We start from the raw sequence: 21,490 nt of genomic DNA on the forward strand, positions 1-21,490 counted from the left end.
CGCGCCCTTGTCTCAGGAATTTCGCCAATCATGACCGCCAGCAAACCGGAAATCGTCATCACCTATTGCACCCAATGCCAGTGGTTGTTGCGTGCAGCATGGCTCGCCCAGGAACTACTCAGCACCTTTGGCGATGACCTGGGCAAGGTGTCCCTGGTGCCCGGCACGGGCGGGGTCTTTCACATTTTCTGTGACCAGGTGCAGCTCTGGGAGCGCAAGGCTGACGGCGGTTTCCCCGAGGCCAAGGTGCTCAAGCAGCGAGTCCGCGACCAAATTGATCCAGACCGCGACCTGGGGCACAACGATCGCACTCAGTGAGACACCGCCTCCGCGGCAACGGTTTTCTTGCTCGAACCGCTTGAAAGCCTGCTGGACACCACGATTGCGACGATGATCAATGCACCGCCGAGGAGCATGCGCAGGGTCGGGTTTTCATCGAATAGCAGCCAGGCCATGGTGATCCCGTAAACCGGCTCCAGGGCGAAGACCACGGCGGCGGTCCGCGCCTTGATCACCGCCAGGCTGGCGACAAACAGGCTGTGGGCAACGCCGGTGCAGAACACCCCGAGCAGGCCGATCCACAGCCAGTCGATGGCACGCACTTCGCTCAGGTGCGGGGCCGCCGCCGGCAGCAGACACAATCCGACCACCACGTTCTGGCACAACGCCGCCTGCACCGGCGGGATGCGCGTGGAGCTGGCGCGGTTGGTCAGCGACAGTAGGGAAAACAGCAGGCCCGAGGCGATCGACCAGAGCAGACCGGTTGTGGCGCCGCTACCCAGATCGAACTCAGGCGTGACCAGCACCAGCCCGACACTGACCAGCGCCACCAGGAGGATTTCATTGGCGCGGATCCGCTCACGGAAAATCAGCCCTTCAAGGATCACGGTAAAGGCCGGGAAACTGGCAAAGCCCAGGGTGGCGATGGCCACGCCGGCGACCTTCACCGAAATGAAGAAACTCACCCAGTGCCCGGCCAGCAGCAAACCGCTGAGCAACAGTCTGCGCACATCCTCGGCTTGAAGTTTCTGCCAGCGGGTCTGGCTGGCAAAGCGTGCAAAGAACGCCAGCGCCAGCACCGCGAACGCCGCCCGGCCGAAGACGATGATCGCAGGAGAAGCGGCGGCGAGTTTGCCGAACACGCCAGTCAGGCCGAACATCAATGCGCCGATATGCAGGGCGCCCAGGGCGGTACGGGGAGTCATGGCAATCCTTGATAAAGGTAGTGAGCCCGGTCATTTAACCGCGCCCGCTGCCGCCGTGTCTGTCGCCAGACTCGCGTTATTTGTCGCCAGCCTCGCGCCGCAGTTTACCTGGCGATGCGCCGAACTCGCGCAGCACCGCGGCGGCAAAGGCGCTCTGGGAGCTGTAACCGACCCGACAGGCAATCTCGCCTATGGGCAGCGCCGAATTGCGCAGCAACCCCACGGCCTTGTGCAAGCGTCGGCTGCGGATGTAATCCATCGGCGTCTGCCGGCATTCGGCCACGAACCGTGCATGCAAACGTGCGCTGGAAAGACCGGCCACCCGGGCCAGATCGGCGACTTGCAGCGGGTAGGCGGCGTATTGGTCAATGTGCGCATTGAGGGCGGCGTAGGGCAGGCGCCGGCCGCCGACAGGGTCGGGCCTGGCATTGTTGAGGCTGGCCAGCAACAGCACCGCACCCTGTTGCGCAATCACCGGGTCATCGACCTGGCTGTTGGCCAGCCACTCGACCAATTGGCTCTGTCCAGCATCCAGCGACACGCGACCCGCGTTGTCGAGCAAGCGTCGACTGGCATCGGCATGATCGCCCAGGGACTGGCCAAGCCATTGATCGCCGGGCACGTCCAGAACCAGGCAACGGCTGCCGTTGGGGCTGCCGCAGGCATGATGAAAACCGGAGGGAATCACCACGAAGCTTTGCTGAACCACCTGACTGCCACGCCCGTCGACTTCGAAATCCAGCGCGCCCGACAGCCCGAACACCAGTTGTGCGTGCTCATGGCTGTGGACGATCAGGTCTTGGGTGTACTGGCGCAGGGTAAGGATCGGTCTCATCGCGGTTCTCGTTACAGGCTCTCATTGCAGGGTTGATGAGTCAGGTCGCAGTCTACACCGACACGGCTTGTGCGCGCTGTCACAGGACTGACTTGCTGCTGTCATGGGCCATTAACCCGATCGGGTCAAGCTTGCCAAAACTTGTCCTGAGGGTTGCCCATGACCAGCGCCGAGCTCGCCAAACCCAGTCGTAAGCAACGTGTGCGGACCTTGTGGATTTCCGATGTGCACCTGGGCACCCGCGATTGCCAGGCCGAGCACCTGTCGCAGTTTCTCAAGGGCTATCACGCGGACAAGATCTACCTGGTCGGCGATATCATCGACGGCTGGAAACTGCGCGGCGGCATGTACTGGCCCCAGGCACACACCAATGTGATCCGGCGCCTGTTGACCATGAGCAAGCGCGGCACCGAGGTGATCTACGTCACCGGCAACCACGACGAATTCCTGCGCCGCTATTCGAAGCTGATCCTGGGTAACATCCAGTTGGTGGACGAAGCGGTGCACGTGACCGCCGATGGCCGGCACTTGCTGGTGATTCACGGCGACCAGTTCGATGTGATTACCCGCTATCACCGCTGGCTGGCGTTTCTCGGCGACTCGGCGTACGAATTCACCCTGACCCTCAACCGCTGGCTCAACCATTGGCGCGCGCGTTATGGCTACGGCTACTGGTCGCTGTCGGCCTACCTCAAGCACAAGGTAAAGACCGCGGTCAGTTTCATCAGCGATTTTGAAGAAGCCATTGCCCATGAGTGCGTCAAGCGCGAGTTGCATGGGGTGGTGTGCGGGCACATTCACCATGCCGAGATTCGCAAGGTTGGCGAGGTGGATTACCTCAATTGTGGCGACTGGGTGGAGTCGTGCACGGCGCTGATCGAGCATTGGGATGGCACGATCGAGTTGTATCGGTTGGCCGATGCCCAGGCGCGGGAGGCGCAGTTGAAGGCTGTGAAAGTTGCCGCGCCAGCTTGACCTGGCTTGTATGCTCTTTGTGGCGAGGGGGTTTACCCCCGTTGGGCTGCGAAGCGGCCCCAAAACAATTCACCGCGTTTTTACAGGTGAATAGTATTTTTCTAGATTGCGACGGCTTCGCCGCCGAACGGGGGTAAACCCCCTCGCCACATCGGTCCCGCTCGATTGATCAGGCAGGTGAATACTCTTGCATTGCCGCCTTGTAGATCGAGTTCTTCGGGTGCGCAAACAGCCGCTCCATCATCGGCTCGAAGAAACTCAGCGGCAGTGTGTCATACGCCGGATCAAACGCCGCAGCATCGTATTTGGCGCAGAATTCGATGGTCGCCTGATACTGCGGATGACCGCTGAATTGTTCGCGCAAGTGCCGATCCATGCCCAGGTGATGGAAGAAGTAGTAGCCCTGGAAAATTCCGTGTTTCTCCACCATCCACAGATTCTCGGCGCTGACGAAAGGCTTGAGGATCGCGGCGGCGATGTCCGGATGGTTATAGGAGCCCAGGGTGTCGCCAATGTCGTGGAGCAGGGCGCAGACCACGTACTCTTCGTCGCGGCCATCGCGCCAGGCGCGGGTGGCGGTTTGCAGCGAGTGGGTCAGACGGTCCACGGGGAAACCGCCGAAGTCACCTTCCAGTAACTTCAGGTGTGCCACGATCCGTATCGGTAATTGACGAGCGTAGGCGCTGAAGTCTGCGGCAATGATCGCCCAGTCTTCCTGCGTACCATCCTTCATGTGGGTGAAACGGGCATTGGCATTCATCGGCAATCCTCTGGTGATCTAGAACGGCACGCGTCCCAGAATCATGTCGCGATACATGACGAAATCGCCGAGAAGGCTGTAGAAAGGGTGTTGAAAGGTTGCAGGACGATTCTTCTCGAAGAAAAAATGCCCGACCCAGGCGAAGCTGTAACCCGCCACCGGCAATACCCACAGCAGCATCCAGGCGCCCCGACCGATGGTCAGCGCCAAAATGAAAATAACCAGCGTCGTGCCGATGAAGTGCAATCGTCGGCAAGTACTGTTGCTGTGTTCGCTGAGGTAATACGGGTAAAACTCAGCGAAACTGTTGAAACGCTTGATGTTTTCCACGACTGCGATCTCTGTGGTTATTGTTCGGACTGCAAGTTGTTCGGCGGGTAGCTTATTTGAGTCTAGAGTGATCAATGGCATCAGCCAGTGACAATGGGCGCCACTTTAGTATCCTTCGGAAAATTTGCCGCGACAGACGGCTCACCAAGACAGTAAACGCCATGAGCGAACGAACGACTTCTGCAAGCTGGGCGATGGGGATTGTCAAAGCACTGGAAATGGACGGCCTGGATTGCCGGGTTCTGTTCAAGCAGCTGGGGCTCGACTACGCGGCACTGGATGATCCGGATGCGCGCTTCCCGCAAGATTCCATGACACGACTGTGGCAACGGGCGGTTGAACTGTCCGGCAACCCGGCGATTGGCCTGAACATGGGCAAGGTGGTGCGACCTGCGCAGTTTCATGTGACCGGCTACGCCTTGATGTCCAGCCAGACCCTGGCCGAAGGTTTCAAGCGACTGGTGCGTTACCAGCGGATCATTGCCGAAAGCGCCGACCTGAGTTTCCGCCTGCTGGATGAGGGGTATGCGCTGATTCTGACGGTGCATGGCGACCATTTGCCGCCGACCCGTCAAAGCGCCGAAGCTTCGCTTGCTTGCGCCCTGGCGCTGTGCGGCTGGCTGACCGGACGCACGCTGCAGCCGCGCAAGGTGCTGGTGCAGGGCGATCAACCGGCCGATCTCGAACCCTACAAACAAGCCTTCCATGCGCCGCTGGTGTTCAACGCGCCTTACGATGCGCTGATTTTCGAACGTGCGGACATGGAAGCGCCGCTGCCGACGGCCAACGAGGCCATGGCGTTGTTGCATGACCGCTTTGCCGGCGAATACCTGGCGCGGTTTTCCGAGAGTCGGGTAACGCACAAGGCGCGGCAGGTGTTGTGCCGATTGCTGCCACAGGGCGAACCCAAACGCGATGCGGTGGCGCAGACGCTGCACCTGTCGCAACGCACCTTGCAACGGCGGTTACAGGAGGAGGGCACGAGTTTTCAGACGTTGCTCGACGACACTCGTCGTGAGCTGGCCGAGCAGTATCTGGCGCAACCGACCATGACCCTGCTGGAAATTGCCTACCTGCTGGGGTTCGCTGATCCGAGCAATTTCTTCCGTGCCTTCCGCCGCTGGTTCGACACCACGCCCGGCGAGTACCGGGCGCGGCTGACGGAAGCGCCTGCGCTGGTCAGTGACGCCAGAACGCCGGAATACACAGTACAAACACCGTAATGATCTCCAGTCGGCCCAGGAGCATGCCGAACGAGAGAATCCACTTGGCGGCGTCCGGCAGCGAGGCGAAGTTGCCGGCCGGGCCGATGGTCTCGCCCAGCCCCGGGCCGACGCCGGACACGGTGCTGGCGGCGCCGGTCAGGGCGGTCATCCAGTCCACCCCGAGCAGAGACAGCAACAGCGCGATCACGCAGATGGTGATGGCGAAGAAGAACGAAAAAGTCAGGATCGACCGCACAATCTCTTCATCGAGGCGGTGGCCGTTGTACTTCTGCTTGATCACCGCGCGCGGGTGAATCAGCTGGTTAAGGTTGGCCTTGAGCAGGATGTAGGCGACCTGGAAGCGGAAAATCTTGATCCCGCCGGCGGTAGAACCGGAGCAGCCGCCAACAAAGCCCAGATAGAAGAACAGCATCAGCGAGAAGTTGCCCCACAGGCTGTAGTCCCCCAGCGCGAAACCGGTGGTGGTGACCACCGACGTCACGTTCAGCGCCACATGCCGCAACGCTTCCAGCCAATGCAGCTGGGTGGTCCACCAGTACCAGGTGCCGAGTATCAGCCAGGTCACCAGCAGCATGCCGAGCAAACCCTGGACCTGTTGGTCCTTGATCAGCGCCCGGCGGTTACCGCGCAGGGTCGCCACGTACAGGGTGAACGGCAGGCTGCCGAGAATCATGATGACGATGGCCACCCAATGCACTGCCGGCTGCGTCCACTTGGCCAGGGACTGGTCCGAGGTGGAGAAGCCACCGGTGGAGATCGCCGACATCGCATGGTTGATCGCGTCGAACGGACTCATTCCGGCCCACCAGAACGCCAGGCTGCCGAAAATGGTGATGCCGACATAAGCCGCCACGATCAGGCGCGCCACCATGTGTGAACGGGGCATGACTTTTTCGGAGCGGTCTGACGACTCGGTCTGAAACAGCCGCATGCCACCGATGCGTAGCAGCGGCAGGATCGCTACCGCCATGCCGATAAACCCGATGCCGCCGATCCAGTGCAGCAGCGAGCGCCAAATCAGGATGCCGGGGGACATGTCGTCCAGGTGGTTGAGCACCGTCGCACCGGTGGCGGTGATCCCGGACATGCTTTCGAAGAACGAATCGGTGTAGCTGATGCGCTGGGTCAGCAGGAAGGGCAGCGCGGCGAAGATACACACCACCAGCCAACTGCTGACGGTCAGCAAGTACATGTCCCGTGGTCGCAGATGGATATGCTCGGGGCGCCCGGGAATGACCAGGGCGAGGCCGGCGACAAAGGTGATCATGCTGGCCCAGAGGAACGACGGCAGGTCGCCGGTGCGATCAAAGATCACCAGCGTGCCCATGGGCACGACCATGGCGATGGCCAGGGTTATCAGGAAGATGCCGATGATGAAACCAATGAGACGTAAGGTCGGCAACGCCATGAAATCCGCTCAGCTGAAGTAAGGAGGGCGCCATTCTACCTGTGGGGCGGGGCATGTAAACCGCACTGCCTCGGTAGTTACAGCTAGAATAGCCGCATAATTTTTTCTGGAGGTGGCCGATGCAGGCTCTCGACGTTTTGCTCAACCGTGTTTCCGTCCCGCGCCTGATCGAACCGGCACCTACCCAGGCGCAACGCGAAACGCTGTTTGCCGCGGCCATGCGCGCCCCGGATCACGGCCATTTGCAGCCTTGGCGTTTCCTGACGGTCGAAGGCGCGGCGCGCGAGCAAATGGGCGAGTTGCTGGTCGAAGCGGCGAAGTTGCAGGACACTGAAGTCACCGAAGCGGCCATCGACAAGGCGCGAAACGGACCGCTGCGGGCACCCTTGGTGGTGGTCGTGATCGCGCGGGTGCAGGATCACGCCAAGTATCCGAAGTCGGAACAACTGTTGGCGGCAGGCTGTGCGGCCCACGGGATTTTGCTGGCTGCCTATGCGCAAGGCATTGGTGCGGTCTGGCGTACCGGTGACCTGGCGTATTCGCCGCATGTGGCCAAAGGGTTAGGACTGGCGGAAGGGGAGGAGGTCATTGCCTTCCTGTACCTCGGTACGCCGCAGAAGGAACCACGCGTTGCGGAGAAGGTTGATCTGGCTGAGTTCGTCAGCGCCTGGCCCGGTAAAGCCTGACGACCCCGATCAAATGTGGGAGCGAGCCTGCTCGCGATAGCGATCTGACAGGCACATCAATGTTGAATGTGCTGCCGTCATCGCGAGCAGGCTCGCTCCCACAGGATTTTAGGGTTGGACGACGGCCCCTGGCACCAACGGTAATTCCAAGCTGGCAATGAATCCGCCTTCCGGATGATTGGCCAGCACCAGGCTCCCGCCATGCCGTTCCGCCGCGCGGCGCGCAATGGCTAATCCCAAACCGTGGCCTGCCGCGGTCTGTCCCGGCGCCCGATAAAACGGCTCACCCAGCTGACTCAAATGTTCAGCTTCTACCCCCGGCCCATGATCGCGCACAGTCACCACAATCCGTTCCCCTTGACGCAACGCCTGCATTTCAATCGGCAGGCCGCCTACCGGGTTGAAGCGCTGGGCGTTGCGCAGCAGATTGTCCACGGCGCGTTCGATCATGGTAGGCCAACCCTTGAGGGTCAGCTGCGTCTCGGCTTCAAGGTGCACGAGCTGATCGGGTGAAGCCAGTTGTGCATCCTTTTGCAGGGTATTGAGCAGCGCGTTGAGGTCCACTTCTTCGGCACTGGCGTTATCGGCGTCGACCCGTGCCAGCACGAGGATTTCGCTGATCAACGCTTCGAGGCGATCGCATTCGCGGGTGAGGCGCGGCCAGAGTTTTTCCCGTTCTGGCGGCGTGGCCCTCTCGGCTAATGCCAGCGCAATGCGCAGGCGAGCGAGGGGCGACCGCAGCTCGTGAGACACATCGCGCAGTAACTGTCGTTGGCTGCCGATCAGGCTTTGCAGGCGCGCGCCCATGCGATTGAAGTCGTTGGCCAGCACGCCGAATTCGTCGCGGCGGTTGGCCAGTTTGACCAGGCTGTTCTGTTGGTAGGTGGTTTGTCCCAGATCATGCACCGCACCGCGTAAACGGCTGAGCGGGCGGGTGATGGAAAAGGTCACCAGCAGGCTGAACAGGGTCAGTACCACCAAGGCGATCCCCAACGCACTCAACGGCCAGAGCAGACTTCCACGGTGCCAGGCGTCCAGTTCCGGGTGGGGGATGCGGTAGATGAACAGGTAGGTGTCACCGCTTTTGTCGCTGGTGAACTCATCGGTCAGGCGTCGCCATGGCAGGCGACGGTCATCGTTGTTCTGCCGTGCCTCAAATGCAGCCGCACGCCGCGGGAAGGTACCGCGCACCACCGGGTCGCCGCTCTCGTTGAGCACCTGGACGTCGATGTGATATTGGCGCTTGCGCTGCTGCAGAATGTCTTGGGCCGCGTCTTCGCCTTGGGATTCGTAGGTCTGCGTCCATTGCTCGGCCAGGGTATTGAGGCCCGGATGGCGACTGAGAATCCACGCATCCTGATTGAGCATGTGCCCGAGCAGAATGGAGAGCCCTGCAACCAGAGCGATGGCCAGCCAGAAGCTGGCCAGGATCCGCCAGAACAATGAGCGCACAGAAAATCCTCAAAAACGATGCAAATCCATGTGAGAGCGAGCTTTGTGGTGAGGGGATTTATCCCCGTTCGGCTGCGAAGCAGTCGTAAATCCCGACAACTCAGTGTGGCTAATAAAAGGCAGGGGCCGCTTCGCAGCCCAGCGGGGATAAATCCCCTCGCCACAAGGCTCGCTCCTACAGTAAAAGCATCAGACCCAACGATGTTCAGTCGTTGGGTCCGGGTTAGCGCATTATTGCGCTTTTTGCGCCTGTTGCGCTTTCCAGGCCTTGAATTCGGCCCACTCGGCGCGACGTTCAGCCTGTTTTTTCTGGATCTCGTCGAATTGCTTCTGTTGATCCGGTTTCAGCAAGGCACGCACGTCGGCTTCGGCTTTCTTGTGGTTGGCGGCCATTTCATCTTTCATGGCTTTCTGGTCGGCTGGCGAGAGTTTTTCCAGGTACTTGTCGACCACTTGCTTACGCTCATGCATCTGCTCGCCCATGATCTTGCGGATCTGCTCGCGCTGTTCGCGGCTCAGGTCCAGTTGGCTGTACGGGCCTTTACCGTGCATGCCGTGCATCTGACCGCCGTGGCGCGAACCGTCCATCGGGCCACCCATCGGGCCTGCGCCTTCAGGCATGGCCATGGCAACGGTCGGCAGGGCGGCGGCGAACATCAGAGCGATAAGAGTCTTGCGCATGGTGAATCTCCTTGTCTCATTCCCGGTACGTTCCGGATGTGTGCAGATTACGGAGTTCAAGGTCAGCGGCGGTCAGCGGTAGGTAAAGGTTGGGTAAAGACGATTTCTTGCCGACCTGACAGAATTTACAGGCTGTGTAGGAGCACGGCTTGCCGGCGAAGGCGTCCTTGAGATCGTCATCGCCGGCAAGCCGTGCTCGATTCAGAGACTGTAATAGTAACCACGGCTACGCAGGGCCACGATGCGCGGGCGGCCATCGGGATGCGGGCCTATCTTCTTGCGCAGGTTACTGACATGCATGTCGAGGCTGCGGTCGTACAGGGTCAGCTTGCGGCCGAGGGCGATTTGCGCCAGTTCCTGTTTATCCAGCGGCTCGCCGGGCTGCTTGAGCAGGGCTTCGAGCAGGCGGCTTTCGGATACCGTAAGGGTGAACTCCTGTTCATCGATGCTGACCACGCCGCGCACCGGGCTGAAACACAGGTCGCCCAACTCCATCTGGCTGGATACCGACGCGGGATGGCTGCGGCGCAACACGGCGCGCAGGCGGGCTGTCAGTTCCCGTGGGTCGCAGGGTTTGGCCAGGTAGTCGTCGGCGCCGAGCTCCAGGCCAAGGATACGGTCCAGGGGTTCGCCGCGGGCTGAAAGCATCAGCACCGGCAAGTCCGGGTGATCGCTGCGCAATTGCTTGAGCAGTTCCAGGCCACTGCCGTCCGGCAACATCACGTCCAGCACCACGGCCGCCGGTGAGGTTTCGGCCAGCGCGCGGCGGGCGCTCTGGCCATCGTGACAGGCGCGCACCTGAAACCCTTCCTGGCTCAGCCAGCTGCTCAGGAGCTCGCACAGCTCCTGGTCATCATCAATAAGTAACAGCTCGCTCATGGATCACTCAATTTAGCCATTGTCGACGTTTTCGACTCGCACCACTGGCGAAGATACCGCAGAGCAGGGCCAATAGCGCAACTCCGGCCCCGACGACGAACCACTGTTGCTGATCGGTCAACAAGCGCGGGATCGAACTGCCGGCCTGTACTTCCCGAAGTTGCAGCTTGAGTCGCTGATTCTCCTGGCGCAACCGGACCAGCTGGACGCTTTCGCGTTCGCCATCGGCATTGTTCAATTGTTTGCTCAGTTCTTCTCGTTGCCGCTCGCTTTCCTTCAAGCGTTGCTGCAGTTCGCTGATCTGGCTGCCGGCGCTCAAGGACAGCGGCGTGGAGTTCGCGTCCTCGGCGGTTTCTTCACCGTGGGCGGGCGCCACCATCGACAACGTGACCAACATCAGACACAACGGACCTTTGCGCATCGCGACTCCTGATTCCAATACGGATATTGGGGAGTTTGTCGGCAGGCAAACGGGAATAATGAGCGGTTGAGAACGCGATGAACCGATAAGGTTCACCGCGCAAAAGGGGCGTTACGGCAGGACTTGCTTGAACGGCTTGACCAAAACGTTGGCGTAGACGCCTGCGGCGATGTACGGATCGGCGTCGGCCCAGGCCTGTGCGGCGCTCAGGGAGTCGAATTCGGCGACGATCAGGCTGCCGGTGAAACCCGCTGCCCCCGGATCATTGCTGTCGACCGCCGGATGTGGGCCGGCCAATACGATGCGACCTTCGCCCTTGAGCACTTGCAGGCGCTCAATGTGCGCAGGCCGTGCGGCCAGGCGGGCTTCCAGGGAGTTGGCGACGTCTGTGGCAATGATTGCGTAAAGCATGTCAGTCCTCGGTTTTCGGCGTTGTGGTATCGGCGTCGTGCAGGTGGCGGGACAGGTAGATGCCCTGGCCGACCAGGAACAGCAAAGTCATGCCCAGGCTGCCGAAGACCTTGAAGTCGACCCAGTAGCTCTGGAAAGTGAACGCGACGAACAGGTTGGCGGCACCGCAAATCAGGAAAAACGCGATCCAGGCGATGTTCAGGCGCGTCCAGACCGGCTCCGGCAGGCTCAGAGCGTGGCCCATGATGCGTTTGATCAGCAGTTGATCACCGATGAAGTGGCTGCCGATAAAAGCGAGAGCGAACAGCCAGTTGACCACCGGGGCTTTCCATTTCAGGAAGGTCTCGCTGTGGAAGGCCAGGGTCAGGCTGCCGAAGACCAGGCAGGCGATGAGGGTCAGCCACTGGCTCTTCTCCAGCTTGCGCTGTTTGATGAACAGCGTGCCGTAGACCACCAGGGAGCTGATGATCAGCATCGCGGTGGCGCTGTAGATACCGCCTACAGTGACCTCGTGGCCGGCAATGTCGACGACCCGTGGATCGATTTTGAAGACGATGAAAAACAGCAGGAGCGGGATGAAATCGATGAATTGTTTCACAGTGGCAGCCAGAAGCAGGATGTGGCGGCATAATAACAAACATATGGGCGCGCGATAGCGCCAGCTGATTTGAGGTTACAAAGCCCTGTGAATGTTGATTTGCACTGCCATAGCACGGCCTCCGATGGCGCCCTGGCGCCTGCGGTTCTGGTTGCGCGTGCGTTCGAGAAAGGCGTGCGGGTCCTGGCCCTGACCGATCACGACACCCTTGAAGGCCTCGACGAGGCCCGCTGTGCAGCGAATGCGCTGGGGATGCAACTGGTCAACGGCGTCGAATTGTCCTGCACCTGGGGCGGCGCGACCATTCATGTGCTGGGCTATGGCTTCGACGTCAATGCCGCGCCGTTGGTCGAGGCGATTGCAAAATTGCACGATGGCCGCTGGCTACGGTCCGAGGAAATCAGCCGCAAACTGGCGTTGAAAGGCATGCCGGGCGCGCTGGAAGGCGCCCGGGAAGTCCAGCAGACCCTGGGCGACAGCGGCAACGCACCGGCCCGCCCGCACTTCGCCGACTGGATGGTGCGCGAAGGTTTCGTCAAGGATCGCGCCGAAGCGTTCCGCAAATGGCTGGGCGCCGGCAAGCTGGGAGACGTCAAGCAACACTGGCCGACCCTGGAAGAAACCGTCGAAACCCTGCGCGCGGCCAAGGCCTGGGTCAGTCTGGCTCACCCTTGGCATTACGAATTCACTCGCAGCAAACGTCGTCGCCTGATTGCCGACTATATTCAAGCAGGGGGCCACGCGATCGAAGTGGTCAATGGCCATCAGCCTGCCGAGCAAGTGGGCAGCCTGGCCATCCTGGCCCGCGAGTTCGGTCTGCTGGTCAGCGCCGGCAGTGATTTTCATGGCCCTGGAGGCTGGTCCGAGATCGGTGAATACCGCCCGCTTCCGGAGGATCTGCCACCACTGTGGTGTCGATTCAAACATGACCCAAATATTGCCGCCGTCTGAACAGGTAGAGAATGTGAGTCAATTTTTCCAGATTCATCCGGAAAACCCGCAGGCGCGCCTGATCAAGCAGGCTGTCGAGATCATTCGCAAGGGCGGGGTGGTGATTTATCCCACGGACTCCTCCTACGCAATCGGTTGCCAGATCGGCGACAAGGTCGCCGTGGAGCGCGTTCGCCGTCTGCGCCAGCTCGACGAAAAGCACAACTTTGCGCTGATATGCAGCGATCTGTCACAACTGGGGCTGTTCGCCAAGATCGACACGGGCACCTTCCGTCTTCTCAAGGCCCATCTTCCGGGACCATACACCTTCATCCTCAACGCCACCCGCGAAGTCCCGCGCCTGCTGTTGCATCCGAAGAAGCGCACCATCGGCCTGCGGGTGCCGAGCCATCCGATTGCCCTGGCGCTGCTGGAAGAGCTGGGTGAACCACTGATGAGCGTGACGCTGATCATGCCGGGCGATGAGGATCCGATGACCGATCCTTACGAAATGCGCCAATTGCTTGAGCATCAGGTCGACCTGATCATCGATGGCGGTTTCGGCGGGATCAAGGCTTCCACCGTGATCAACCTCGCCGATGGCGAGCCGGAAGTGATCCGGGTCGGTTGCGGCGACCCTGCGCCGTTCATGGTCGAGGCCTAGATGTCCGCAGTAGAACCCGTCGACAGTCAGGCCGGAGCCCAGCAGGAGCTGCCTTTCGCCATGGTCTATGGCCAGGCGGTCATGGAAATGCCGCTGGACCTGTACATCCCGCCAAATGCGCTGGAAGTCTTTCTCGAAGCCTTCGAAGGCCCGCTCGACCTGCTCCTGTACCTGATCCGCAAACAGAACATCAACATCCTCGACATCCCGGTGGCGGAAATTACCCGGCAGTACATGGGCTATGTCGAGTTGATGCAGTCGGTGCGCCTGGAGCTGGCCGCCGAATACCTGGTGATGGCCGCGATGCTGGCCGAGATCAAGTCGCGGATGTTGCTGCCGCGGGCCGAAACCGTCGAGGACGAGGAAGAAGACCCGCGCGCCGAACTGATCCGCCGCTTGCAGGAGTATGAGCGTTTCAAGGCCGCCGCCGAAGGTATCGACGGCCTGAGCCGGGTCGGTCGCGACGTGGTGGTGCCCAAGCTCGATGCACCGGAGGCGCGGGCGCGCAAACTGTTGCCGGATGTGCGTTTATCAGAGTTGTTGCTGTCCATGGCCGAGGTACTGCGCCGGGGCGACATGTTTGAAAGCCATCAGGTCAGCCGCGAGGCGCTGTCCACCCGCGAACGTATGAGCGATGTGCTGGAACGGCTCAAGGGCGGCGGTTTCGTGCCGTTTGTCGAGCTGTTCACCGCCGAGGAAGGGCGCCTGGGGGTTGTCGTGACCTTCATGGCGATCCTCGAACTGGTCAAGGAATCCTTGGTCGAGCTGGTGCAGAATGAGCCGTTCGCCGCGATCCACGTCCGAGCACGAGCCGAATAACGAGTCCAATCATGAACCTGAGTGAACCCCGCGAGCTGGCTCCACTGCTCGAAGCCTTTCTGTTGGCCTCCGGAAAACCGCAATCGCTGGAGCGCCTGTTCGAGCTCTTCGAAGAGGCCGAGCGCCCTGAACCGGCGGTATTCAAGAAAGCCCTGACCATTCTGGGCAAGTCCTGCGATGGCCGCGCGTACGAGTTGAAGGAGGTTGCTTCCGGCTATCGCCTGCAAATCCGTGAAAAGTTTTCGCCGTGGGTCGGGCGTTTATGGGAAGAGCGGCCGCAGCGTTACTCGCGCGCCATGCTCGAAACCATTGCCTTGATCGCCTATCGCCAACCGATTACCCGGGGCGAGATCGAAGATGTGCGGGGCGTGGCGGTCAACAGCCAAATTGTCAAAACGCTGATGGAACGCGAGTGGATCCGCATCGTCGGTTACCGCGACGTACCGGGTAAGCCGGCGATGTTCGCCACCACCAAGGCGTTTCTCGATCACTTCAACCTGAAGAACCTTGATGACCTGCCGCCGCTGGCTGAGGTGCGCGAACTGGAGCCTGATCCGGTGCTCGATTTCGACGACGCGCCAGTGCCCGCCGGGCTGCAGGAACTGGCCGACGCCAGCGCCGAGCCGGAAGAACCCAAGGAAGAGACCAGTTTCCATACGCTGTTGCTGGAGCTGGATAGCATGGAGGAGGGGATCAAGACTGATTTCGATGATCTGTTGCGTGATGGAGAGGTGCCGGAGATTGATCCAGAGGCACCCGACATCGAAACGGAACAGGTGGAACTGCGGGTTGAACCTGAACCTGAGCCCGAGCAAGAAGACGACATCCTCGGCGTTGCCCAGGCCCGTGAAAAACTCCTGGCCGCCGTTGCTGCCCTGGAACAGCCGAAGCCTGAGCCGGAGTTGTCCGACGAAGAAGCCGAAGCCCTGGCCCTTGCCGAAGCCATCGAAGCCGAACGCCGCGATTTCGAAGACTGACACAAGCCCCTGTAGGAGCGAGCAAGCTCGCGATGGTCGTTAACGATAACGCGGGAAACCAGATGCCCCGCGGTGACCTTGAGTTCATCGCGAGCCTGCTCGCTCCTACAGGGATTTGCGTTGCGCCACCGGTCGGCGGAAAAACCAATAACCTCGCCTTGATCAGCTAGTCTCTGATGCGCAAACGCCCACATGCGCGTATGATTCGCGACCCTTCGGCGATCCCTTCGCCAAAGTACCCAGTTTTCAGAACACACCGGGAGGTGCCCAGATGAGTATCAAAGACCAGAAAGACGACCAGGAAATCGGCCCAGCAGGCGAAAAACTGCAGAAAGTCCTCGCCCGTATCGGCGTCGGCTCGCGCCGTGACGTGGAAGCCTGGATCAGCCACGGCCGGATCAAGGTCAACGGCAAAGACGCCACCCTTGGCCAGCGTGTCGACATGCACGACGCCATCACCATCGATGGCAAGGTGATCAAGCGTGAAGAGGCCGCCGAGTCGGTCCGCCGCGTGATCATGTACAACAAGCCCGATGGCGAAATCTGCACCCGCGTCGACCCGGAAGGCCGTCCGACCGTGTTCGACAAGATGCCGCGTCCGAAAGAAGGTCGCTGGATCAACATCGGTCGCCTGGACATCAACACCACTGGCCTGCTGATGTTCACCACCGACGGTGAGCTGGCAAACCGCCTGATGCACCCATCCTACGAAATGGACCGTGAATACGCGGTACGTGTGCGTGGCGAAGTCGACGACGAGATGATCGAGCGTCTGAAAGCCGGCGTGGTCCTCGAAGACGGCCCGGCCAAGTTCACCGATATCAAGCAGGCGCCGGGCGGCGAAGGTTTCAACCACTGGTATCACTGCGTGGTGATGGAAGGTCGCAACCGCGAAGTACGTCGTCTGTGGGAATCCCAGGGCCTGGTGGTCAGCCGTCTGAAGCGCGTGCGTTTCGGTCCGGTGTTCCTCAACTCGGACCTGCCGATGGGTCGCTGGCGCGAAATGAGTCAGTACGAAGTCGATATTCTCAGTGCTGAAGTTGGCCTGACGCCGGTGGCGATGCCGCAAATGAATGCCAAGAGCAAAGACAAGCTCGATCGGATGCAGCGTAAATCATCGCGCCCGATGGCCAAGACCGAGCGCGTGCGGACCCTGCGTCCAGCCACTGGCGCAGCCGCCGCACCTGCCGCGCCTCGTGCCAGCCGCGAGCCGCAGATCGAAGGCGAGCGTCCAGCACGCAAGCCTGCTGCCCGTCAGGACGGCGAACGCGGTCCACGCACGCCACGTCCGGCCAACGGCCGTACCGAGCGTGGTGAAGGCCGTGGTACGCCGGTGGCGGATCGTCCAGCCGACACCAAGCGCCCGGCCAAGCCTGCGCCGAAGCGTCCGGGGATCAAGCTGGTAGACGGTGATACGCCGTCGGGCAAGCGCCGTGGCGCGCCGGCGGGTTCCGGCCAGCGTCCGGGGTTTGGTCGTCGTAAGCCGGAGTGAAGCAGCGGTAAGCTTCAAGCGGCAAGCTGCAAGTGAAAACGCCAACCTTCGGGTTGGTGTTTTTTTTCGCCTGACTTTATCTCTTTGTCGTTTTTGAGGCCGTCTTCGCGAGCAGGCTCGCTCCCACAAGGGATCGCATTCTGCGAAACAACTCGGTCTCCTGTGGGAGCGAGCCTGCTCGCGAAGGCGCCAGTCGCCGTACCTGGATCTCCGAAGTGGAAAGCCAAAATTACATGCTGTAAAGAATTCATGACGAAATCCACAGATCAACCCCATGAAATCGCCGCTCCCGGGATACCGTAAGAAAATGCTTACGCTCCATTCTCTTATTTCCTTCTTTCGCCGCTCTATCCCGCTTGTTTCCCCGTCCCATGCAAGGTGTTATGCGCGCCATGCCTGTCGTGCAGGTGCATAACAAAAAGGAGGCGCAATGAACGCCGCAATCCAGTTCCAGCTCTCATCGCGGGCCGGTTTTTCCGCCGTCCCCGTCCTAGACCTGCAAAGGTCTGACCTCCTTTTGGCCGCCGCCCGAATTACTCGAGGCGGACACACGCAATCCCGGCAACCGACACGCTGATCCAGCGGGGTCTGGCAGCAGGGGGTTACAGGTGTACAATGCGCCGCGTTTTACCTGTGACCTCCTGCGCATCTGCGCAAACCTCAAGGCTATCCGCCTTGTTCACTCCGCCGCGTCACAAGCGTGTCGGGTTCGATTTCGTCACAGATAAAAACAAACAGGTGACGCATGACCGTTGTAAATACGCTGAACTCCTGGTGCCTGCGCTGGGGTTTGATCGACGCTGCTTAACGTCTTTCCTGAGTAGCAACGTCAACTGAACATCATCAAACCTTGCGTGAGACCCTTTTCATGAGTGGACAAAACTCGCATTCAGGCGAGCTGAAACGCGGCCTGAAAAATCGCCACATTCAACTGATTGCCCTCGGTGGCGCGATCGGTACCGGTCTGTTCCTCGGCTCGGCCGGGGTGCTGAAATCCGCCGGGCCGTCGATGATCCTCGGCTATGCCATCTGCGGCTTCATTGCCTTCATGATCATGCGCCAGCTGGGCGAAATGATCGTCGAAGATCCGGTGGCCGGCTCCTTTAGCCACTTCGCGCACAAGTACTGGGGCGGCTTTGCCGGCTTCCTGTCGGGCTGGAACTGCTGGATTCTGTACATTCTGGTAGGCATGTCGGAGCTGACGGCGGTCGGCAAATACATCCACTACTGGGCACCGGACATCCCGACCTGGGTCTCCGCGGCTGCTTTCTTTGTGCTGATCAACGCCATCAACCTGGCCAACGTCAAAGTGTTTGGCGAGGCCGAGTTCTGGTTCGCGATCATCAAGGTCGTGGCGATCGTCGGCATGATTGCCTTGGGCAGCTACCTGCTGGTCAGCGGCAATGGCGGCCCGCAAGCGGCGGTCAGTAACCTGTGGTCCCACGGCGGCTTCTTCCCGAACGGTGTCAGCGGTCTGGTGATGGCCATGGCGTTCATCATGTTTTCCTTCGGCGGCCTGGAAATGCTCGGTTTCACCGCAGCCGAAGCTGACAAGCCGAAAACCGTGATCCCGAAAGCGATCAACCAGGTGATCTACCGGATCCTGATTTTCTACATCGGTGCGCTGGTCATCCTGCTGTCGTTGACCCCGTGGGACAGCTTGCTGACCACCCTGAACGCCTCCGGTGATTCCTACAGCGGCAGCCCGTTCGTGCAAGTGTTCTCGATGCTGGGCAGCAACACCGCTGCGCACATCCTCAACTTCGTGGTCCTGACCGCGGCGTTGTCGGTGTACAACAGCGGCACCTACTGCAACAGCCGCATGCTGCTGGGCATGGCCGAGCAGGGCGATGCGCCGAAAGCATTGGCGAAGATCGACAAGCGCGGCGTGCCGGTGCGTTCGATCCTGGCTTCGGCCGCCGTGACCCTGATCGCGGTACTGCTGAACTACCTGATCCCGCAAAACGCGCTGGAACTGCTGATGTCGCTAGTGGTAGCCACCCTGGTGATCAACTGGGCGATGATCAGCTACTCGCACTTCAAATTCCGCCAGCACATGAACAAGACCAAACAAACGCCGCTGTTCAAGGCCTTTTGGTATCCGTACGGCAACTACATCTGCCTGGCGTTCGTGTTGTTCGTTCTCGGTGTGATGTTGTTGATTCCGGGGATCCAGACATCGGTGTACGCGATTCCGGTGTGGCTGGTGTTCATGTGGGTCTGCTACGGCATCAAGAACAAGCGCAGTGCACAGCGCGCCTTGCAGCCAGCAGTGGAGTAACTCCGCGTAGAAACAAAAAACCCGGCCATGTGCCGGGTTTGTTGTTTTCAGGGTTCACACAAAGCCCTGTGGGAGCGAGCCTGCTCGCGAAGGGGCCTGTCAGTTGACATCACTGTTGCCTGGCACGCCGCCTTCGCGAGCAGGCTCGCTCCCACAAGGTCCGTAATCCTCCCACCTATTCGCGGTATCCTGCACGCTCTGAATACGGACGCTTTTCCATGCTGGTGATTTCCAACAACGTGCATCTGCCGGATGCCGAGATCGAGCTGACCGCCATTCGCGCCCAGGGCGCCGGTGGGCAGAACGTCAACAAGGTTTCCAGCGCCGTGCACCTGCGCTTCGACATTCCGGCCTCGTCCTTGCCCGAGTTCTACAAGGAGCGGCTGCTGGCGCTGCGCGACAGTCGCATCACCAGCGAAGGCGTGTTGATCATCAAGGCCCAGCAATACCGGACCCAGGAGCAGAACCGCGCCGATGCGTTGGAGCGTTTGATCGAGTTGATCCAGAGCGCCACCAAGGTCGAGAAGAAACGCCGGCCGACCAAGCCGACCCTCGGTTCCAAAACGCGGCGACTGGAATCCAAAAGCAAACGTGGCAATATCAAGGCCGGGCGGGGCAAGGTGGATTTCTAGCGGTTTACCCGAGCCTCACGGTTCTTCGGCGCCTGCCGGTACAGGTAAATGCAGAGCATCAAACTGCTGATTGCTGCCAGTGCGGCGAACAGGAAGATCGACGCAAAACCGAACCCTGCCGCTACCGCACCGGCCACTGGCCCGGTGATCCCCAGCGACAAGTCGATGAACAGCGAGTAGGCCCCGACCGCCGCACCACGACTGGAGGCCGGTACCAGGTTGACCGCTTCGACACCTAGCGCCGGAAACACCAGCGAGAAACCGAAACCGCTCAATGCAGCGCCGGCCAATGCCCAATGCGCGTCGGGTGCCAGCCACAGCAGCAACAGGCCCAGGGTTTCCACGGACAGGCAGGCAATCGCCACACGAAAACCGCCGAGACGATTGATCAGGTTGCCGAAGAGCAGTCGCGCACCGATGAAGCTCGCACCGAACAGGCTCAGGCACAGCACGGCGTTGTCCCAGTGTTGAGTGGCGTAATACAGGGTGATGAAGGTGGCGATGGTGCCAAAGCCGATAGAGCCCAGGGCGAGGCCGCAACCGTGGGGCAAGACCCGACCGAGCACGTGCATGAACGGCAAGCGTTCACCGGCAACAATGGGCGCGGCGGTTTTCGGCCAGGCCAGCAGCAGGCCAAGCACCGCCAGAAGCACAATGCTTACGCCCATGCTCCACAAACCAATCTGACTGACCAGCAGCACACCCAAGGGGGCACCCACGGCCAATGCGCCGTAACTGGCGATGCCGTTCCATGAGATGACCTTGGCGGTGTTCGCGGCGCCAACCCGGCCGATTCCCCAGCCAATCGAGCCGGAACCCACCAGGCTTTCGGCGCTGCCGAGCACCAGGCGACCGATCAACAGGCTGATCAGGCTGAGCATGGGCAGGCTTTGGGTCCAGGCCGATAGCAACATGAACACGCCGCTCAAGCCACAGCCGGCCAGGCCATACATGACCGCCAGTTTGCTGCCCTTGTTGTCGATGATTTTCCCGGCGTAGGGGCGGCTGAGCAGGGTGGCCAGGTACTGCACGCTGATCACCAGCCCGGCGATCACGGCGCCAAAGCCCAGGTCACTATGGACATAGCCCGGCAGTACCGCCAATGGAATGCCGATATTGAGGTAGCCGATGAAGGTGAACAGAACGATGGAAACGACTTGCAGCGTGACCGCCAGGGGGCGCTGGTTTTCAGGCATGGGTAAAGGTCCACGGGAAAGCAGGATAGATAGGCTGCTTATGATAGCGGCGCGAGCGGCCGCGGGTCGTGGAAAAAGTAAAACTATTTGCCGGACGGGATCAGTCAGGGCTTGGCAGGCGCTACCAGTTGCGTGGTGACCAGGGCGGCCAGGGCATTTTCTTCGCTGCCGAAGCGGGCGAGCAGAGCGGCTTGTTTTTCGGGAGAGAGACGATTCCAGATCTCGATCATTTTCTCGGCGGTGCCGATCAGGACGCTGGCTTGGGCTTCGGAAAATTCGTCGGTCATGGCGAGGGCTCACTGTTCAGGCGGTGTGGAAAGCGCATGTTAGCGCTTTCCACACAGTCTGTACGGCGGGTGTTTCAGTCTTCGCTGTCTGCCTGGCGGCGGTCAGTGGCTTCTTGCTGCTCGGGCTGTTGGGCGCCGGCTTGTTGCGTGGTCGTCTGCTCAGGTACGTGCAGGCTTGGGAAGGGGAGATTAGGAATCTCGTGCATGGTCGCGCTCCTCGCTAAGTCTGTTGATAGATCTGGTAGATCCGCGCTTTCAAAAAAGCCTGGGCAGGATACAGCACAAGAAATGACAAATAGACTTTTATATCTATTTGTTTCGACGAATGGGGTTGTCTAGACAGGT

25 protein-coding genes are annotated in these 21,490 nt (G+C 60.5%); 11 read left to right on the top strand and 14 right to left on the bottom strand.

Annotated elements, in window-relative coordinates; genetic code table 11:
* Nucleotides 1–30 precede the first annotated feature (30 nt).
* A complete protein-coding gene (locus ACA058_RS07460; RefSeq protein ID WP_046816858.1) occupies nucleotides 31–318 on the top strand; it encodes an Rdx family protein in 288 nt (95 codons plus the stop codon).
* Here ACA058_RS07460 and ACA058_RS07465 read toward each other — a convergent pair.
* Nucleotides 312–1,205 (bottom strand): DMT family transporter, encoded by an 894-nt coding sequence (locus ACA058_RS07465; RefSeq protein ID WP_497638524.1) that lies wholly within the window; start codon nucleotides 1,203–1,205, stop codon nucleotides 312–314. The two genes, ACA058_RS07460 and ACA058_RS07465, sit on opposite strands and share 7 nt — an antisense overlap.
* Before the next feature lie 76 nt (nucleotides 1,206–1,281).
* Entirely contained in the window at nucleotides 1,282–2,040 is a 759-nt protein-coding gene (locus ACA058_RS07470; protein ID WP_497638525.1) for a helix-turn-helix transcriptional regulator, read from the bottom strand.
* Between the two features lie 159 nt (nucleotides 2,041–2,199).
* Between ACA058_RS07470 and ACA058_RS07475 the strand changes: the two genes are divergently transcribed.
* On the top strand, nucleotides 2,200–3,015 hold the full coding sequence (locus ACA058_RS07475) for a UDP-2,3-diacylglucosamine diphosphatase (RefSeq protein WP_497638526.1): 816 nt from the start codon (nucleotides 2,200–2,202) through the stop codon (nucleotides 3,013–3,015).
* A 169-nt stretch (nucleotides 3,016–3,184) separates the two neighbouring features.
* Here ACA058_RS07475 and ACA058_RS07480 read toward each other — a convergent pair whose 3' ends face one another.
* Both ACA058_RS07480 and ACA058_RS07485 read right to left on the bottom strand, forming a co-directional pair.
* Entirely contained in the window at nucleotides 3,185–3,775 is a 591-nt protein-coding gene (locus ACA058_RS07480) for an HD domain-containing protein (protein ID WP_497638527.1), read from the bottom strand.
* Nucleotides 3,776–3,793: 18 nt separating this feature from the next.
* Complete coding sequence (locus ACA058_RS07485) at nucleotides 3,794–4,105, bottom strand: Mpo1-like protein (RefSeq protein ID WP_034146218.1); 312 nt, start codon at nucleotides 4,103–4,105, stop codon at nucleotides 3,794–3,796.
* 161 nt (nucleotides 4,106–4,266) lie between these two features.
* On the opposite strand from ACA058_RS07485, the gene ACA058_RS07490 reads away from it, so the two are divergent.
* A complete protein-coding gene (locus ACA058_RS07490) occupies nucleotides 4,267–5,328 on the top strand; it encodes an AraC family transcriptional regulator (RefSeq protein WP_497638528.1) in 1,062 nt (353 codons plus the stop codon).
* Here the strand turns inward: ACA058_RS07490 and ACA058_RS07495 are convergent.
* Nucleotides 5,285–6,739, bottom strand: coding sequence for a TrkH family potassium uptake protein (locus ACA058_RS07495; RefSeq protein WP_497638529.1), 1,455 nt, complete (start codon nucleotides 6,737–6,739; stop codon nucleotides 5,285–5,287). The two genes, ACA058_RS07490 and ACA058_RS07495, sit on opposite strands and share 44 nt — an antisense overlap.
* Nucleotides 6,740–6,858: 119 nt before the next feature.
* Between ACA058_RS07495 and ACA058_RS07500 the strand changes: the two genes are divergently transcribed.
* Nucleotides 6,859–7,425, top strand: a complete 567-nt coding sequence (locus ACA058_RS07500) for an NAD(P)H nitroreductase (protein WP_497638530.1) — start codon at nucleotides 6,859–6,861, stop codon at nucleotides 7,423–7,425.
* Between the two features lie 108 nt (nucleotides 7,426–7,533).
* Here ACA058_RS07500 and ACA058_RS07505 read toward each other — a convergent pair whose 3' ends face one another.
* From ACA058_RS07505 to ACA058_RS07530, 6 genes are all read right to left on the bottom strand, one after another.
* Nucleotides 7,534–8,877, bottom strand: a complete 1,344-nt coding sequence (locus ACA058_RS07505) for a sensor histidine kinase (RefSeq protein ID WP_497638531.1) — start codon at nucleotides 8,875–8,877, stop codon at nucleotides 7,534–7,536.
* Nucleotides 8,878–9,108: 231 nt separating this feature from the next.
* Entirely contained in the window at nucleotides 9,109–9,558 is a 450-nt protein-coding gene (locus tag ACA058_RS07510) for an LTXXQ domain protein (RefSeq protein WP_034146223.1), read from the bottom strand.
* Between the two features lie 201 nt (nucleotides 9,559–9,759).
* Nucleotides 9,760–10,437, bottom strand: a complete 678-nt coding sequence (locus ACA058_RS07515; RefSeq protein WP_497638532.1) for a response regulator transcription factor — start codon at nucleotides 10,435–10,437, stop codon at nucleotides 9,760–9,762.
* Nucleotides 10,438–10,444: 7 nt separating this feature from the next.
* Nucleotides 10,445–10,858: an SH3 domain-containing protein gene (locus tag ACA058_RS07520; RefSeq protein ID WP_497638533.1), complete on the bottom strand. Its 414-nt coding sequence runs from the start codon at nucleotides 10,856–10,858 to the stop codon at nucleotides 10,445–10,447.
* Nucleotides 10,859–10,969: 111 nt separating this feature from the next.
* On the bottom strand, nucleotides 10,970–11,269 hold the full coding sequence (locus ACA058_RS07525) for a YciI family protein (protein ID WP_497638534.1): 300 nt from the start codon (nucleotides 11,267–11,269) through the stop codon (nucleotides 10,970–10,972).
* A gap of 1 nt (nucleotide 11,270) precedes the next feature.
* Nucleotides 11,271–11,867 carry a septation protein A gene (locus ACA058_RS07530; protein ID WP_497638535.1) on the bottom strand — a complete coding sequence of 199 codons (597 nt, stop codon included), beginning with the start codon at nucleotides 11,865–11,867 and terminating at the stop codon, nucleotides 11,271–11,273.
* Nucleotides 11,868–11,954: 87 nt separating this feature from the next.
* Here ACA058_RS07530 and ACA058_RS07535 point away from each other — a divergent pair, with 87 nt between their 5' ends.
* From ACA058_RS07535 to arfB, 7 genes are all read left to right on the top strand, one after another.
* Entirely contained in the window at nucleotides 11,955–12,818 is an 864-nt protein-coding gene (locus tag ACA058_RS07535; RefSeq protein ID WP_497638536.1) for a PHP domain-containing protein, read from the top strand.
* A 13-nt stretch (nucleotides 12,819–12,831) separates the two neighbouring features.
* Complete coding sequence (locus ACA058_RS07540) at nucleotides 12,832–13,461, top strand: L-threonylcarbamoyladenylate synthase (protein WP_272605128.1); 630 nt, start codon at nucleotides 12,832–12,834, stop codon at nucleotides 13,459–13,461.
* The gene (locus ACA058_RS07545; RefSeq protein ID WP_497638537.1) at nucleotides 13,462–14,280 is read left to right on the top strand and encodes a segregation and condensation protein A; all 819 of its coding nucleotides are present in this window, start codon (nucleotides 13,462–13,464) and stop codon (nucleotides 14,278–14,280) included.
* 11 nt (nucleotides 14,281–14,291) lie between these two features.
* Complete coding sequence (gene scpB / locus ACA058_RS07550) at nucleotides 14,292–15,257, top strand: SMC-Scp complex subunit ScpB (RefSeq protein ID WP_497638538.1); 966 nt, start codon at nucleotides 14,292–14,294, stop codon at nucleotides 15,255–15,257.
* Nucleotides 15,258–15,528: 271 nt separating this feature from the next.
* Complete coding sequence (gene rluB / locus ACA058_RS07555; protein ID WP_497638539.1) at nucleotides 15,529–16,749, top strand: 23S rRNA pseudouridine(2605) synthase RluB; 1,221 nt, start codon at nucleotides 15,529–15,531, stop codon at nucleotides 16,747–16,749.
* 868 nt (nucleotides 16,750–17,617) lie between these two features.
* Entirely contained in the window at nucleotides 17,618–19,030 is a 1,413-nt protein-coding gene (locus ACA058_RS07560; RefSeq protein WP_497638540.1) for an amino acid permease, read from the top strand.
* 218 nt (nucleotides 19,031–19,248) lie between these two features.
* Complete coding sequence (arfB, locus tag ACA058_RS07565) at nucleotides 19,249–19,662, top strand: alternative ribosome rescue aminoacyl-tRNA hydrolase ArfB (RefSeq protein WP_180202868.1); 414 nt, start codon at nucleotides 19,249–19,251, stop codon at nucleotides 19,660–19,662.
* Here the strand turns inward: arfB and ACA058_RS07570 are convergent.
* The 3 genes from ACA058_RS07570 to ACA058_RS07580 form a co-directional block, all read right to left on the bottom strand.
* Nucleotides 19,659–20,858 carry an MFS transporter gene (locus ACA058_RS07570; RefSeq protein ID WP_497638541.1) on the bottom strand — a complete coding sequence of 400 codons (1,200 nt, stop codon included), beginning with the start codon at nucleotides 20,856–20,858 and terminating at the stop codon, nucleotides 19,659–19,661. The two genes, arfB and ACA058_RS07570, sit on opposite strands and share 4 nt — an antisense overlap.
* 104 nt (nucleotides 20,859–20,962) lie before the next feature.
* The gene (locus tag ACA058_RS07575) at nucleotides 20,963–21,145 is read right to left on the bottom strand and encodes a hypothetical protein (RefSeq protein ID WP_020796929.1); all 183 of its coding nucleotides are present in this window, start codon (nucleotides 21,143–21,145) and stop codon (nucleotides 20,963–20,965) included.
* A gap of 74 nt (nucleotides 21,146–21,219) precedes the next feature.
* A complete protein-coding gene (locus ACA058_RS07580) occupies nucleotides 21,220–21,351 on the bottom strand; it encodes a hypothetical protein (RefSeq protein ID WP_497638542.1) in 132 nt (43 codons plus the stop codon).
* Nucleotides 21,352–21,490 lie beyond the last annotated feature (139 nt).

The organism is Pseudomonas sp. LBUM1649, assembly GCF_059716155.1.

What these genes read in the sequence shown, in the direction of transcription:
- arfB (WP_180202868.1), top strand. Translation starts at nt 19,249, where the DNA reads ATGCTGGTGATTTCCAACAACGTGCATCTGCCGGATGCCGAGATCGAG.
- ACA058_RS07500 (WP_497638530.1), top strand. Translation starts at nt 6,859, where the DNA reads ATGCAGGCTCTCGACGTTTTGCTCAACCGTGTTTCCGTCCCGCGCCTG.
- ACA058_RS07510 (WP_034146223.1), bottom strand. Translation starts at nt 9,558, where the DNA reads ATGCGCAAGACTCTTATCGCTCTGATGTTCGCCGCCGCCCTGCCGACC.
- ACA058_RS07470 (WP_497638525.1), bottom strand. Translation starts at nt 2,040, where the DNA reads ATGAGACCGATCCTTACCCTGCGCCAGTACACCCAAGACCTGATCGTC.
- ACA058_RS07570 (WP_497638541.1), bottom strand. Translation starts at nt 20,858, where the DNA reads ATGCCTGAAAACCAGCGCCCCCTGGCGGTCACGCTGCAAGTCGTTTCC.
- ACA058_RS07580 (WP_497638542.1), bottom strand. Translation starts at nt 21,351, where the DNA reads ATGCACGAGATTCCTAATCTCCCCTTCCCAAGCCTGCACGTACCTGAG.
- ACA058_RS07480 (WP_497638527.1), bottom strand. Translation starts at nt 3,775, where the DNA reads ATGAATGCCAATGCCCGTTTCACCCACATGAAGGATGGTACGCAGGAA.
- ACA058_RS07575 (WP_020796929.1), bottom strand. Translation starts at nt 21,145, where the DNA reads ATGACCGACGAATTTTCCGAAGCCCAAGCCAGCGTCCTGATCGGCACC.
- ACA058_RS07520 (WP_497638533.1), bottom strand. Translation starts at nt 10,858, where the DNA reads ATGCGCAAAGGTCCGTTGTGTCTGATGTTGGTCACGTTGTCGATGGTG.
- rluB (WP_497638539.1), top strand. Translation starts at nt 15,529, where the DNA reads ATGAGTATCAAAGACCAGAAAGACGACCAGGAAATCGGCCCAGCAGGC.
- ACA058_RS07490 (WP_497638528.1), top strand. Translation starts at nt 4,267, where the DNA reads ATGAGCGAACGAACGACTTCTGCAAGCTGGGCGATGGGGATTGTCAAA.
- ACA058_RS07545 (WP_497638537.1), top strand. Translation starts at nt 13,462, where the DNA reads ATGTCCGCAGTAGAACCCGTCGACAGTCAGGCCGGAGCCCAGCAGGAG.
- ACA058_RS07560 (WP_497638540.1), top strand. Translation starts at nt 17,618, where the DNA reads ATGAGTGGACAAAACTCGCATTCAGGCGAGCTGAAACGCGGCCTGAAA.
- scpB (WP_497638538.1), top strand. Translation starts at nt 14,292, where the DNA reads ATGAACCTGAGTGAACCCCGCGAGCTGGCTCCACTGCTCGAAGCCTTT.
- ACA058_RS07515 (WP_497638532.1), bottom strand. Translation starts at nt 10,437, where the DNA reads ATGAGCGAGCTGTTACTTATTGATGATGACCAGGAGCTGTGCGAGCTC.
- ACA058_RS07460 (WP_046816858.1), top strand. Translation starts at nt 31, where the DNA reads ATGACCGCCAGCAAACCGGAAATCGTCATCACCTATTGCACCCAATGC.
- ACA058_RS07465 (WP_497638524.1), bottom strand. Translation starts at nt 1,205, where the DNA reads ATGACTCCCCGTACCGCCCTGGGCGCCCTGCATATCGGCGCATTGATG.
- ACA058_RS07525 (WP_497638534.1), bottom strand. Translation starts at nt 11,269, where the DNA reads ATGCTTTACGCAATCATTGCCACAGACGTCGCCAACTCCCTGGAAGCC.
- ACA058_RS07475 (WP_497638526.1), top strand. Translation starts at nt 2,200, where the DNA reads ATGACCAGCGCCGAGCTCGCCAAACCCAGTCGTAAGCAACGTGTGCGG.
- ACA058_RS07495 (WP_497638529.1), bottom strand. Translation starts at nt 6,739, where the DNA reads ATGGCGTTGCCGACCTTACGTCTCATTGGTTTCATCATCGGCATCTTC.